Below are 12,875 nucleotides of genomic sequence, written 5' to 3'. Positions count from 1 at the left end.
GATATAGTCTCCAGTGGTTGGAGACTCAATGGTTTTTTGAAAAATTGCATAAAAATTCCCAGAAATGAATTTCAGCTCATATCCGGGAAGGTGATGTTACCCTAGTCCAACTTGAGCTTGCTTAAAATCAAAGCAGCTTTCGTGCTCTCAGCAAGGCGTATTCACTTGATTTAGCGTCTTCTTGAGAAAAATGCGCATTGGAAACATGGGGCTAAATGATGATATCCAGGGTTTATTGAAAAATTCCCGTAAACTCGTGACATTTCGTTCATAATCTTCATGAAATATAAAAGTGCTTCCTGGCTTTCCGATGGCAGAATACTTACCTCGGTAACGATTCTGTTCCACTCCTTGCAAAAGAGGGCTACTTCTTGCTTGTCTGCTTTTACGACGGAAAGCATCTGCTAAATGCCTTTAGCAGCTTTACAGGGCCTTTCGTGCGAATTTTTCGAGAGAGGACAGCTGATAATATCCCTGTTTCTTTGGATAGCATGCGAATCCATGTTTGACTGTCCGCGATAAGCTGGAAATCCGCATCCCCGATATGTCCCATTTTTACAGAAATGGTCTTGTCAGAAATGACAATCGTTGCTTGAGCTTCCTCTTGTCCCGTAAAAGTAAAATGATAGGTAGCCACTAAATCTTTAGCTTGATTTCTTTGAAACATGTGGGGAAGACCGGCCAAAAATGCCCGGATTGATTTTGAGCGCAAGCCATTGCTCACAAGACGAACTTCTTTATGCGGAAAACGCTTTCTGACATGTTCCTCGGCATCGGATTTCGGTACGACATACACCATTTCCTTTTTATCCTGTAACGGTTTGGCAACCTCCTGGAAAAAACGCTTGCGATCAGCAAGAAAAGGGCCAATCACATCTTCTCCAGCAGGACAAACAGATAAGCAGTATGCAGCTTTATAATTTGCTCCAAATGAGAGACTTTGCCACATGGAAGCCGTTTCTGCGTCATTGACTCTGGCTCTGTAATTTTTTGAATTTTTGCTGTCGGCTATTGTTTCCACCCAATCAGTAAAGCCTCCGGAAAACTCTCGATAGTTGTGTGTATAGCAGGCAGAGAAATTAAAGTGACCGTCAGAGCCGATCGCCCCTACCGGACAGGCAGCCACACACAATTTGCACTCCAAACACGGATTGTAATCAATCGGCTGGCTTTCTGAGGTCAATTCCGCATTCGTCAGGATCGTTCCGAGCAAAATGAAGTTACCAAACTTGGGATGAATGACATTTCTGTGAATACCGGTTTGTCCGAGTCCAGCTGCAACCGCAATCGGTTTATGAGAAATGACCCATGACTTGCCGCCACTTGTAACCTCCATCGGGAACCCAGCAGGCGGATTCAACGCCTTGATGCCTCTCACTTCAAGCTCTTTCACGATTTGATGTCCGATATGCGTCACGTCATCAATCACATAATGAAATTCCGCATTGGCAATGGACCTGGCAGTTGAACGCAAAGGTTCACGATTCATTTTGCAGACGAAACTGATCAGTGTCCGGGCTTGGGGAAACAAACTTAAAATTTCTTGGCGCTGGGCATCGAGTTCAGTCCGGCTGATAGAGACGAATCCGACATCGTCAGCTCCTGCATGGAGACATAGATCCCGCAACCACTGCGTATCAACAGGGGCTATGTGCATCTCCTCTCCCGCTTCTCGTTTCATGTGGTACAACCTGACAGTAGGATGGTCATTCATTATTGACTTTGCCACAGTGCACAACTCCCTTAAGAAGAGGTATGGATCGAGACGAGCTCCTTGGCATAACGTTTGCTTGCATCAAGAATGTTCTGGCTTAATTCGGAGTCATTTACCGAACGTGCAAGCAACAGAGCGCCAACCATTGTACTAATCAAAGCCATGCTTTTCTGATCGCTGTTTCCAACCATTCCAGAAATAAAGGAAATGAACCGCGTGAGCTCCTCCGTAAATGTCTCACGGATATCTTCGGATGAACGCGAGATTTCACTGGACAAAGTGGGAAGAATGCAGCTTTTTTCCAACATGTCCCGATGAGCTGTGCTTAGGTAATAGTCAATGACGGTTTGTATCTTTGAATCATCCGCTTTATGCTTCGCAGCATTTCGCAGAAGATCTATCGTTTCTTCAAGCGCTTTCCGACACGCTTCGGCGACAAGCTGATCTTTATTCGCAAAGTGAGCGTAAAAACCGCCGTGGGTTAATCCCGCACCCTTCATGATTTGCGGCACACTCACTTCTTTGATGCCGTTCTTGCGGAAGGCTTCCGCAGCACTTCCCACGATTTTTTCGCGAACCTTCATTTTATGTGTTTGGGTATAAGGCATGCCATTCACTCCTGTAAAACATGATTTGTTACAAAAAATTATAACCATCATATTTTTGCTGTCAAATAGGGACAACCTTTTCTCTGTTTCCATTTTTCATAATTTTTCTAAGCGCATTTTCTGCTGCCTCCATGATCACCTCTCCCAAAGTGGGATGAGGATGAATGGTCAAAGCTAAATCCTCAACGGTCGCTCCCATCTCGATCGCAAGTGCAAGTTCCGATATGAGTGTTGAAGCCTCTGCTCCAACGATTTGTGCACCCATTACAATTCCTGATGCCTGGTCTGCAATCATTTTGACAAAACCTTCTGGTGCTTTCAGCGCCAATGATCTGCCATTTATGGAGAATGAAGATTTGCCAATAACAACCGGAATCGCTTTTGCTTTGCATTCTGTTTCAGTCAGTCCAACGCTTGCAAGCTCTGGTTCAGAAAAAACGACAAGCGGGATCGCTTTGTAATCAACGACAGAAGGCTCACCAGCAATGGCTTCTACCGCAACCTTAGCTTCATAAGATGCTTTGTGGGCAAGCGCCGGACCCTTAACAATATCTCCAATTGCGAAAATATGCGGAACCGACGTCCTGCACTGTTCGTCAGTTTCGATGAGTCCATTGCTCGACATCTGTACCCCTATGCGCCCGAGCCCTAAGTTACCGTCTGTGTTCGCCTTTCTTCCTACAGTCACGAGCGCATACTCCGCTTTAACAAGATGCTGTTTTTTATTTTTCAAATAATGGAGTGTAAGCGAATCAGCATGCTGTTCTGCTTTAATGGCTATCGCCCCTGTAATGATGGTGATGCCATCATCGTTCAATTGACGGATAACAGGTGCGGCAAGATCGGCCTCAAACCCTGGCAGCACTTGTCCTCCTCCCTCCAGAATTGTCACCTTGGTGCCGAATTTGGCATACATTTGTCCCAGTTCAACCCCAATATATCCGCCACCGATGATAACCAAGCTGGTCGGTATTTGAGAAAGCGAAAGAGCTTCTGTGGAAGACAAGATACGTCCTCCAAACGGCAATGCCTGCAGTTCAATAGGTCGGGAACCCGTTGCCAGAACAGCGTGTTTAAATGAAAGCTTTTGATCCGCTCCCGCTTTTTTTATAGCTACTGTGTGTTCATCGATCAAGCTTGCCTCTCCTGTGAGAATCGTTACTCCGGCCGACTTTAACAAATAATTGACTCCGCCGGATTGCTTGTTGACGACAGCTTGTTTGAAAGCCTGAGCATGCTCAAATGAGATGGAAGCGGCAGCATTGTTCCATTGCCTGTACGTATTGTAGCGATGCGACTCTGCAATCAACGCTTTAGAAGGTATGCAGCCCACATGGGTGCAGACTCCGCCGATCTGATCACGTTCTATAATTGCCGTCTTCATTCCAAGCTGTGCGGATTTTAGCGCCGCCATATAGCCTCCCGGACCTGATCCAATAACCAATGTGTCCACTGGATTAAGCTGGTTCATTTTTATATCCTCCTGCGTTTAAATATGATGGTCATAATATATTATAGGCATCATATTTAAACGTAGTCAATGTCGCTTTGTCTTGCATTGCACTTGGGACTGATTCAAAGCAATAATACCAACACAAAAAAGGTAGGAAGAGCTCAGACTCTCCTACCCAGCGTGGTAATTTCCTCTTTCCCAACAAACAGCTACTTAGTAAGCAGACTGCGATTGCTGACCATTTACGATGGCAATTCCCGAGCTTGTACCGATACGGGTTGCCCCAGCGTCAACCAGCTTTTCCACATCCTCCAGATTTCGGACGCCTCCAGAAGCTTTCACACCAACATCAGGTCCAACTGCTTTGCGCATCAAAGCGATATCCTCAGCGGTTGCTCCTCCAGTAGAGAAACCCGTCGAGGTTTTGACAAAGTGTGCACCTGCTTTTACCGAAAGCTCACAGGCACGTACTTTTTCTTCCTCCGTCAATAAGCATGTCTCGATGATCACTTTTGTTAATGCCCTACATCCTGCTGCCTCAATTACAGCTTTAATATCTTGCAAAACGAGTTCATCATTTTTATCTTTTAGCGCACCTATGTTAATGACCATATCGACCTCCGTTGCGCCTCGTTTGATCGCATCAGTGGTTTCGAATATTTTTGTTTCCGTAGTAGAAGCCCCTAACGGAAATCCGATCACCGTACAAACCTTAACTTCAGGTGTATCTTTCAATATTTCGTATGCCGTTTCAATTTGCCCAGGATTCACACAGACAGAGGCAAAACGATACTCTTTGGCTTCCATCGCCAATTTAATCACGTCATCTCGGCTAGCGTCTGGCTTTAAAAGTGTATGGTCAATCAAGCGAGCGATTTGTTCATTACGCATAGTCGTCCTCCGCTAATTCATTTGTAAGTGATTCCTGATTGAAAGCATCACCATGCTTCCTTCGCATCTACAATTTCCTGCGGTTGATGTGGAAATTGAACATCTCCGACCTACAATGCGACTTGGAGTAAATGACGGGAATTCCGAACTCCGAGTACATGATTTCAATAAAACAGATGAGCATTTTGTCTTTTTCGACTTTCATCCGTTCTGCAATGGATTCGCGTGCCTCAACTACCCTTACTTCCGTTTGAGCGCTGACAACATTCATATCAATGTAATTCAATACAAAGGTTTTCAGCTGTTCCTTGTCTTCCAACGACACGTTACTTTCGTCTAATTTATCATAAGGAATAAATAAGACAGTGTTGCACGAGATTTGACCTTCGGATATGAAATTCAGAGTAAATACAGCTACAAGCTTGGAATTTCCAAGCTGCAAATTTTCCTGTACTTTTTCAGTTGCGGGCTGAAAAGTAATGTCCTCCAATATAACCGTGCAATCCGATTTACTAAACCCTAAGGGGATTAATGAGACTTTTTCTAAACCGGCTTCCAATCGTTTAAAGTTAGCCGTTACAAAATTTCCCTTGCCTTGCCAGTTAAAAACAAGACCGTCCTCTTGTAGTAGTAAGAGCGCCTGACGCAATGTTCCCCTGCTAATATTGAACATTTCTGACAGTATATTTTCACTCGGCAGTTTTTCGCCCGGTTTAAATTCGCCAGTCTTGATTTTATTAAATATGCTGTCATAGACAGAAACGTATAACGGTACTTTATGACTCTCTGGACCGGTTTCTGTGCTCCCCATCATAATCCCTCACTCTCAAACAGTATATCAACTAGTATAGCAAGGATTATCGTTTACACAAAACGGAGGATGAAATAGGAAAAGCCGTCCCCTTCCCGATTAGAGGAAGGGAGCAGCTTTATGACTCTTTATTCTCCTCTTCCGCTTTGATCTGCTTTAATCACTTGACGCATTGCCTCGATTGCTACTTCAATCGGTCTGCTTTCAAAATCAGCCGGATATGTTTTGGCATCGGAGCTGTAAATCTTGTAATCTGTCGCGGACACGAGAACCGCTGCCGCACGACAATTCAAAGTGGAGGCAAGTACAAACATTGGCGCACATTCCATACATGTATTCGTTGCCCCGCTCTTTTCATACGCATTCCACTTGTTGATCAATTCATAGGCTACCGGCTTTGTCTCCGGTTCAATTTGTGTGTAAAAAGAGTCCTTCGTGATACTGACCCCAACATTATAATCGTACTTTAGTTTTACTGCGGCTTTTTCCAATTCTTTTAATAGAAAGAAGTCAGGAACCGCAGGATATTCAACTGGCACGTAATGATTGCTTGTACCTTCCATTTTCACAGCACCATTAGGGATGACGACATCGCCTTTTTTAACTTTTACAGAAGTGGATGCACACGTGCCAACGCGAATGAATGTATGTGCGCCAAGCTTGATTAATTCTTCCATGCAAATGGCTGTAGAAGGACCGCCCATGCCTGTTGAGGTAACCGAAACCTTCACTCCATCGAGATAGCCTGTATAGGTCGTATGCTCCCGATGCTGGGCTATTTTCTCGTAGCTATCGAAATATTTTGCAATCTTAATTGTTCTCTCAGGTGACCCGGGCAAAAATACGTACTCTCCTACTTCACCCTCCCCGCAAGCGATATGCAGCATTTTTTTCTTCGTCTCAACCATTTTCCATTCCTCCACTTTGCCACTTTTTTTTGTAAACACTGATGAAATGAAATGTTCTTGACATAATCACGCCGGTCATGAGAGTACCAATGATGGTGCCGATGCCCACGTTGCCGCCAAGAATGATCCCTAAAACAACCAGGATGATATCAAGCACGATACGGGCATTTTTCAGGTTCACGTTAAATCGGTCCCGAATAATAATCATGAATGCGTCGACGGCCCCTTCTCCCAGCCCCGCCGAAACATACATGGCCAGCCCCACTGCGAATGCTAATACTGCAACGATAAAAATCATCGCTTCAAACAGCAGTGTTTGTTGGTGAAAATTGATCCCCATAAAAAGATTGATAAACAAACCTGTTAAGAAAGCGTTCGCGATCGTTCCAATACCGATTCGTTTTCTGTCAATGAAGAAAACGACGATGATCAAGCCAAGCATTATCACTTGGGACGCTCTGCCAACGCTTAAGCTAAATGTTTTGGAAAATCCGTCGGTCAAAGTCGTCAGCGGATTTGCTCCTAAACCGGCCTTCAAATACATGGCAATACCAAAACTCATAATCAATAAGCCTAGTAGTAGTAGCAAGACATTGGTAATGGTTTGCCTTGTTTTTGATAGTGATGTTTTCATGCCACATTCTCTCTTCCAATGTTGTTTCAGCTGAAACTTGCATTACTTTTGTGTGGTTGTACAACATACAATTAATAATATAGTACAACTATTTTTAGTTGTCAAACACGTTAGAGTAAATTAATTAAACTTGTACAAACAAGTATAAAACCCTGCTCATTACCACGCCCATCATTCCATAAAAAATCCCACTCTCTCACGAACTGTACTCGAAGAGATTGGGATTTTATGATGCATCCATTGATATTTATCTTAATGATTTGACGCTATACTCTCATCCACCGCATGTTCCTGCTTTGATTTCCTGTTTTTATCTTTAAAGAATAACGCGAAGAAAATGAGCATGATTCCTGCAACAATGGCAGGATACATCCAAAAAACAGTCCACTTGGAAAGGGATTCGGCTTCTTGTGTAGCAACCGTACTGTTGAAGATATTGCCAGCGATAAAAGAGCCGATGAACATACCGATGCCCCATGTGAACGTTTTCAACAAGCTTTGAGCTTGTGCCTTGATTTTTTTATCGGCTTTTTGACTTGTATAAATTTCACCTGTCACGAAGATAAAGTCTTGGCAAGTTCCATACAGCGCAATCGCCATGATCATGAACACTACATCTGGTGCACCAAATCCGAGTAAAAGAGCTCGTAGGATAAAACCAAGCATTCCGAAAAGCAGCATATACTTTACGCCGAAGCGTTTGAAAAACAAAGGCATTAACAGCATAAAAATAACCTCTGACATTTGACCAATCGTCATGATGCTAGCCACATTGTCGAATCCTACAGCATTGAAAAATACCGATGCAAACGTCGAATAGAACGTATTTACGATAAACAATGCCATTGTGCAGATCATAAACACGAAATAGTTTCTATCTTTTAATAAGGCAAACGCATCAAGAAAAAGCAAATCCCGAATAGAAAATGGCTTCCCTTTTGCGGGTGCTGGTGTATTCGGCAGCGTAAAGCTGTAGATCCCGAGTACGAATGACGTGATGGCAGCAATTTGAAAAGTCATCGTACTCGTAGATAAGCCCATTTGTCCGATAAAGAGACCAACTGTGATAAACCCAATCGTTCCAAATACACGGATAATCGGGAAGTACTTTTCTTCCTTATCCAATACGCTATTAAAAACAATATTGTTCGAAATAGCACCAGTAGGTTGATACAGAAGCTTGTGCAAAAAAATTAACACGAGAATCATGGCTCCGTTTCCAGCTTGAATCTGGGAGGGAACCATCCATAACGTGACTCCACTGATAATATGAAGAACTCCCATTATTTTTTCAGATGGGAAGAAACGATCGGCAAGCATTCCGATAAAAATAGGTGATAGAATGGTAGCTATTCCCCCTACGGAATAAGCCGTACCAATAATGGACGATAGACCCTGCTCGCTTAGAACCAATCCCATTGTGACCATCCAGGAACCTGTAATAAAATACTGTAAAAACATCATGACAGACAGTCGCGGAAGCATTGCTGTATGCGCTTTCATGATTATTCTCCCTTCAATAGATCGAATATTCTAACCCATACTCATGAACATTCAACACGAAACAAAAAGGGTGCTATTCTCTTATTCGCCTTTGTTGTCTTCACTCATTTTCAACTTGTAATACAAGTTTGTATAATTGTACAACACACACGATTTATCGTAATATACTGATTTTAAATTGTCAAACAAGTTATTGTGCCAGCCACTTTTTCAACACAAAAAGCATTAGCTTAAACAGCTAATGCCTAGTTATCATCTGTATGCGTAATGTTAGAAACACTGCTTAAAGCGGCCCCCTAAATCTGACACTACTCTTTCGCTAATCCATACCCTTCTGGGGCTGGAATCCCTCTTTCTGCCGAACGACTCACAGATTCCCAACTCTCCCACGTTGCGATACGTTCACGATAGGTGTTCCTGGCCACATCGTAGAGCATACTTCCTAAGATGAGTCTTAACGGTGGATTCTCACTTTCTACAAGCTTCATTAGAGCCTCAGCAGCCAAGATGGGATCGCTATCTACCGAGCCTTCCGAATACTGCTTGGCCAACAGTTCTCTAAGAGATTCATATTCAGTTAATGCAGTGCTGTAACGCATACTCGTATACAAATCTGTCCAGTATCCGCCGGGCTCAACGATCGTGAGCTTCACGCCAAAGTGGGCAGCTTCTTGTGCCAAAGCTTCACTCAACCCCTCTAAGGCAAATTTACTTGCACTGTATATGCCCGACATTGGACCGGAAAGTATTCCTCCAATACTGGAAATTTGAATCAAGTGACCCGCCCTTTGTTTACGCAGATAAGGAAATACTGCCTGACAGACCCAAAGAGCACCAAAGAAATTCGTTTCCATCAGATCTCTTGCATCGGCTTCGCTCAATTCCTCGACCATGCCAAGCGTCATAACACCTGCGTTATTCACAACAATGTCGAGATGTCCAAAATGTTCTGTCGCCACTTTCACAGTTGCAAAAACAGCATCCCGATCCCTTATATCAAGATTTAAGAACAGCAACGAGTCTTTGTACTGTTCTTGCAGTTTTTCTAGTTTTCCAATCGTTCTGGCGACTGCCACGACCTGATCCCCTGCTTCTAAAGCAGCGTTGGTGAATGCGTATCCAAGACCCTTACTTGCACCAGTGATAAACCATACACGTCTTTTTCCATTATGACCGTTTGAGAGCTTCTCGAAATTTTGTTTTGTCATAAAACCACTCCTTTATCAAAATAAAAACACAGGCAATTTCTCTGCCTGTGCAAACATAATCGAATATGAATATTTCCATATGTGTTCAAGTTATTCGTAACACAAAAGAAGCTTCTCCAGAAAAATAACAGAGATACCCTTCTTTTGCTAACTTCATATGAACAATACAGCATATGGACAGACTCATCCCGATTACCCTGCTAACAGACAGAGCGAATCAAAGCACAAATAAATGCAAATAAGCATTTTGGCCTTATCGGGAAGAATCAATCACACATAACCCTCCGTTCACTTCAGATAAGATTAGTGTAACAGTGAAAATTGGGATTTGCAACCAAAAACAGGTTATAGGTAAAATTCTGGATTAAAGCTGGATTATCTGCAGACATTCGCGGAGTTCATCTGTTACAGACTCATTACGCCACTCCTTGCGGTAGCCGAGGCAGGCGCAGATCATATCTGTACCCTGCTCCACATGTCTTTTGCGGTAATGAACATGACCCATGATTCCATAACGTACGCCGTATTTCCTGTAGAGGTCAGCATAGTCTACACTTCCTAAAAAGGCGTTGAAATATGACCACTGCGGATGCGGCATCGGCACCTTAAAATAAGGATGAGCCAGCATATGCGTCACCATGATCATTTGGCTGTCTCGATACTGCGCCAGTTCTTTCTCCATCCGCTCGTAAAAATATCGGTGAATATCCCCGTTACTCATACCCCATCGCACATAGATGCTATCCTGCCAGGTTCTCTCCATCGCATGCATTTGCTCAAATTGTTCAAAGGAATATCCCGACTCGCCCATCGTATAATCGTACCACCCTGAATTGCCGACGACGACCCATCCGTTTTCCAAGGTATAAGGTCTTTCGCTTACACAACCTGCGTACGATTGAAACTTGCGATAGATTTCCCACGTGTCAGTAATGCCATTATCCTTACTCCAATAATCGTGATTGCCAGGAACAAACAGGACGGGAATGCCAGCTTGCTCCTGGAGCATTTCGAGTACTTGCATACTTCTGTGGACATCGTTGGAGATATCTCCTGCAATGATTAGAGCTCCGAGTTTTTCTTGGGTCGTTAGTTCCAGAAGCGTTTCTTCCACGAGCGGTTCACCGGGAGCCTCGTTGAGATCTACGTGCAGGTCTGAAATAATTCCTAGCTTCATGAAAGAAAATCCCCCTCCTCGATTAAATGACAACTGACTGCGTGACGGGGTGCTATCGTTCGCAAGGTTGGCCCTTCTTTGCTGCATTTGTCTATTGCCACAGGACATCTCGGATGAAAAGGACATCCGTCTGGCAGAGAAAGCGGATTGGGTACATCGCCTTTTAAAAGCATCCTTTCCCTGGTACTCTTCACATCGGGTATCGCTGAGAAAAGCGCCTTTGTATAAGGATGCTGCGGTCCTTTTGCTGATTCGTCGACATCGAATATTTCAACCAGCCTCCCCAAATACATAACACCTACCCGATCACTTATATATTGCACGACGTTAAGGTCATGAGAGATGAACAAATAGGTCAATCCTAGCTTGCTACGCAGCTCCAGAAGCAAATTCAAAATTTGCGATTGTACAGATACATCCAGTGCTGACACGGCCTCGTCAATTACAATAAATTTGGGCTTTAGGACAAGAGCTGCTGCAATGCCTACGCGTTGCTTTTGTCCACCGCTTAATTCATGGGGATATCGCTTCAGGTAATCCGCACCGAGTCCGACCTGCTCAAGCGTCTCAATCACGATCTCTCTTCTCGTCAACTTGTTGGTGTAACCGTGTATAACAAGCGGTTCTTCCAACAGCCAGCCTATCGTCTTCTTCGGATTTAAGGAAGACGACGGGTCCTGGAAGACGATTTGCAGTTCCCGTCTGAGCTCTTTCATTTCGATTGCCGATAATCGGTTGATTTGCCGGTCTCGGTAATAAATGCTGCCATGCGATTCCTTCACCAGCTTGACGAGCATTTGGCCAGTTGTTGACTTGCCACAGCCACTCTCCCCGACGAGTCCAAATATCTCTCCCTCTGAGATTTCGAATGAGATCTCGTTTACCGCTCGTACAAATTGTCGTTTCTCGAGTAGCTTCGTTTTGGGCAAAGCATAATGCTTCGTCAGTGTATCTACCTGGATCAGTGCTTTGCTCATGCGAATATCTTCCCTTCCGCATAGAGATGACAACGCACCTGATGACTATTCCCACATATTTCAAGCTGGGGAGTTTTCGTATGACATATGTTGGAGGCTCTCGGGCATCGACCAGCGAATGGACATCCGTCCCCTCGTTCGGTTAGCGGAGGCACCCGTCCGGGAATGGTATAAAGCAGTTGACCTCGCTTCTCTACACTTGGAAGTGCCTGCAACAAAGCAGCTGTATACGGATGCTTCGGATGTTCCAGAATCTCACTTACAGGAGCGTCCTCAACCACATATCCTGCATACATCACAATCACCCGCTCACATACCTCACGAATGACGCCCAAATCATGGGAGATAAACAACATTGCCGTATCTGTCGAACGATTCATCTCGCGTAGTAGGTCGAGAATTTGTGCCTGAATCGTTACATCGAGCGCTGTCGTCGGTTCATCTGCGATCAGCAGCTTGGGCTTGCATATCAACGCCATCGCGATCATGATTCGCTGCATCATTCCACCAGAGAGACGATGTGGATATTCTCCATAAAGCTGATGGATTCGGGACAGTCCGACTTTTTCCATGATGTCCAAAGCCAGCTCTTTTGCTTCCTTCTTCGAGACCATGAGATGGGCCAGCGCCATTTCGGCGATTTGTTTTCCGACTGGCATGAGTGGATTGAGTGCTGACATCGGGTCCTGGAAAATCATTGCGACCTGCCTGCCTCGTATGGAGTTCCATTCTTTTACCCTTTCAGCCGACAACGTTTTACCTGCCACACTGATTTCGCCACGTGTAATCGTCGCCGACTCAGGCAATAGACCCATGACAGACAAGGAAGTAAGACTTTTTCCGCAGCCCGATTCTCCGACGATTCCTACTCTTTCCTTTTCTTTGATCTGAAAGCTCAGTTGCCGAAGCGCCGGATATTGCTTTTTGCCGATTGTAAACGCCACATCCAGCTCACGGATTGCCAGCAGTGTTTCTGCCATTGTACGTCCCT

General features: G+C 44.3%; 12 protein-coding genes. All 12 read right to left on the bottom strand.

Features of this window, described 5'->3' with window-relative positions:
• Positions 1 to 385 precede the first annotated feature (385 nt).
• The 12 genes from C3B52_RS16370 to C3B52_RS16315 all read right to left on the bottom strand — a co-directional run bounded on the left by C3B52_RS16370 (position 386) and on the right by C3B52_RS16315 (position 12,864).
• Positions 386 to 1,729: an SCP2 sterol-binding domain-containing protein gene (locus C3B52_RS16370; protein WP_235615745.1), complete on the bottom strand. Its 1,344-nt coding sequence runs from the start codon at positions 1,727 to 1,729 to the stop codon at positions 386 to 388.
• A gap of 14 nt (positions 1,730 to 1,743) precedes the next feature.
• Positions 1,744 to 2,322 (bottom strand): TetR/AcrR family transcriptional regulator, encoded by a 579-nt coding sequence (locus C3B52_RS16365; protein WP_103107473.1) that lies wholly within the window; start codon positions 2,320 to 2,322, stop codon positions 1,744 to 1,746.
• A gap of 61 nt (positions 2,323 to 2,383) precedes the next feature.
• Complete coding sequence (gene lpdA / locus C3B52_RS16360) at positions 2,384 to 3,793, bottom strand: dihydrolipoyl dehydrogenase (protein WP_103107472.1); 1,410 nt, start codon at positions 3,791 to 3,793, stop codon at positions 2,384 to 2,386.
• A gap of 195 nt (positions 3,794 to 3,988) precedes the next feature.
• Positions 3,989 to 4,666 (bottom strand): deoxyribose-phosphate aldolase, encoded by a 678-nt coding sequence (deoC, locus tag C3B52_RS16355; RefSeq protein ID WP_103107471.1) that lies wholly within the window; start codon positions 4,664 to 4,666, stop codon positions 3,989 to 3,991.
• A gap of 67 nt (positions 4,667 to 4,733) precedes the next feature.
• On the bottom strand, positions 4,734 to 5,477 hold the full coding sequence (locus tag C3B52_RS16350) for a GntR family transcriptional regulator (protein ID WP_164684806.1): 744 nt from the start codon (positions 5,475 to 5,477) through the stop codon (positions 4,734 to 4,736).
• A gap of 128 nt (positions 5,478 to 5,605) precedes the next feature.
• On the bottom strand, positions 5,606 to 6,385 hold the full coding sequence (locus C3B52_RS16345; RefSeq protein WP_103107469.1) for a nucleoside phosphorylase: 780 nt from the start codon (positions 6,383 to 6,385) through the stop codon (positions 5,606 to 5,608).
• Positions 6,378 to 7,019, bottom strand: coding sequence for a YczE/YyaS/YitT family protein (locus C3B52_RS16340; protein ID WP_103107468.1), 642 nt, complete (start codon positions 7,017 to 7,019; stop codon positions 6,378 to 6,380). Before C3B52_RS16340 ends, C3B52_RS16345 begins: the two co-directional genes overlap by 8 nt.
• A 252-nt stretch (positions 7,020 to 7,271) precedes the next feature.
• The gene (locus tag C3B52_RS16335) at positions 7,272 to 8,522 is read right to left on the bottom strand and encodes an MFS transporter (protein WP_103107467.1); all 1,251 of its coding nucleotides are present in this window, start codon (positions 8,520 to 8,522) and stop codon (positions 7,272 to 7,274) included.
• 308 nt (positions 8,523 to 8,830) lie between these two features.
• Entirely contained in the window at positions 8,831 to 9,730 is a 900-nt protein-coding gene (locus C3B52_RS16330; RefSeq protein WP_103107466.1) for an SDR family oxidoreductase, read from the bottom strand.
• Between the two features lie 364 nt (positions 9,731 to 10,094).
• Positions 10,095 to 10,907 (bottom strand): metallophosphoesterase, encoded by an 813-nt coding sequence (locus C3B52_RS16325; RefSeq protein ID WP_103107465.1) that lies wholly within the window; start codon positions 10,905 to 10,907, stop codon positions 10,095 to 10,097.
• A complete protein-coding gene (locus C3B52_RS16320; RefSeq protein ID WP_103107464.1) occupies positions 10,904 to 11,884 on the bottom strand; it encodes an ABC transporter ATP-binding protein in 981 nt (326 codons plus the stop codon). Before C3B52_RS16320 ends, C3B52_RS16325 begins: the two co-directional genes overlap by 4 nt.
• Positions 11,881 to 12,864: an ABC transporter ATP-binding protein gene (locus C3B52_RS16315; protein WP_103107463.1), complete on the bottom strand. Its 984-nt coding sequence runs from the start codon at positions 12,862 to 12,864 to the stop codon at positions 11,881 to 11,883. Before C3B52_RS16315 ends, C3B52_RS16320 begins: the two co-directional genes overlap by 4 nt.
• Positions 12,865 to 12,875: the final 11 nt, after the last annotated feature.

It is taken from the genome of Brevibacillus reuszeri (genome assembly GCF_002897295.1).
GTDB classification, from domain to species: Bacteria; Bacillota; Bacilli; order Brevibacillales; family Brevibacillaceae; genus Brevibacillus; species Brevibacillus reuszeri_A.
The sequence above is the reverse complement of the archived record's forward strand: the minus strand, read 5'-3'. Positions and strand labels throughout refer to the sequence as shown.

What these genes read in the sequence shown, in the direction of transcription:
- lpdA (WP_103107472.1), bottom strand. Translation starts at nt 3,793, where the DNA reads ATGAACCAGCTTAATCCAGTGGACACATTGGTTATTGGATCAGGTCCG.
- C3B52_RS16365 (WP_103107473.1), bottom strand. Translation starts at nt 2,322, where the DNA reads ATGCCTTATACCCAAACACATAAAATGAAGGTTCGCGAAAAAATCGTG.
- C3B52_RS16350 (WP_164684806.1), bottom strand. Translation starts at nt 5,477, where the DNA reads ATGGGGAGCACAGAAACCGGTCCAGAGAGTCATAAAGTACCGTTATAC.
- C3B52_RS16335 (WP_103107467.1), bottom strand. Translation starts at nt 8,522, where the DNA reads ATGAAAGCGCATACAGCAATGCTTCCGCGACTGTCTGTCATGATGTTT.
- C3B52_RS16315 (WP_103107463.1), bottom strand. Translation starts at nt 12,864, where the DNA reads ATGGCAGAAACACTGCTGGCAATCCGTGAGCTGGATGTGGCGTTTACA.
- C3B52_RS16340 (WP_103107468.1), bottom strand. Translation starts at nt 7,019, where the DNA reads ATGAAAACATCACTATCAAAAACAAGGCAAACCATTACCAATGTCTTG.
- C3B52_RS16325 (WP_103107465.1), bottom strand. Translation starts at nt 10,907, where the DNA reads ATGAAGCTAGGAATTATTTCAGACCTGCACGTAGATCTCAACGAGGCT.
- C3B52_RS16330 (WP_103107466.1), bottom strand. Translation starts at nt 9,730, where the DNA reads ATGACAAAACAAAATTTCGAGAAGCTCTCAAACGGTCATAATGGAAAA.
- C3B52_RS16345 (WP_103107469.1), bottom strand. Translation starts at nt 6,385, where the DNA reads ATGGTTGAGACGAAGAAAAAAATGCTGCATATCGCTTGCGGGGAGGGT.
- deoC (WP_103107471.1), bottom strand. Translation starts at nt 4,666, where the DNA reads ATGCGTAATGAACAAATCGCTCGCTTGATTGACCATACACTTTTAAAG.
- C3B52_RS16320 (WP_103107464.1), bottom strand. Translation starts at nt 11,884, where the DNA reads ATGAGCAAAGCACTGATCCAGGTAGATACACTGACGAAGCATTATGCT.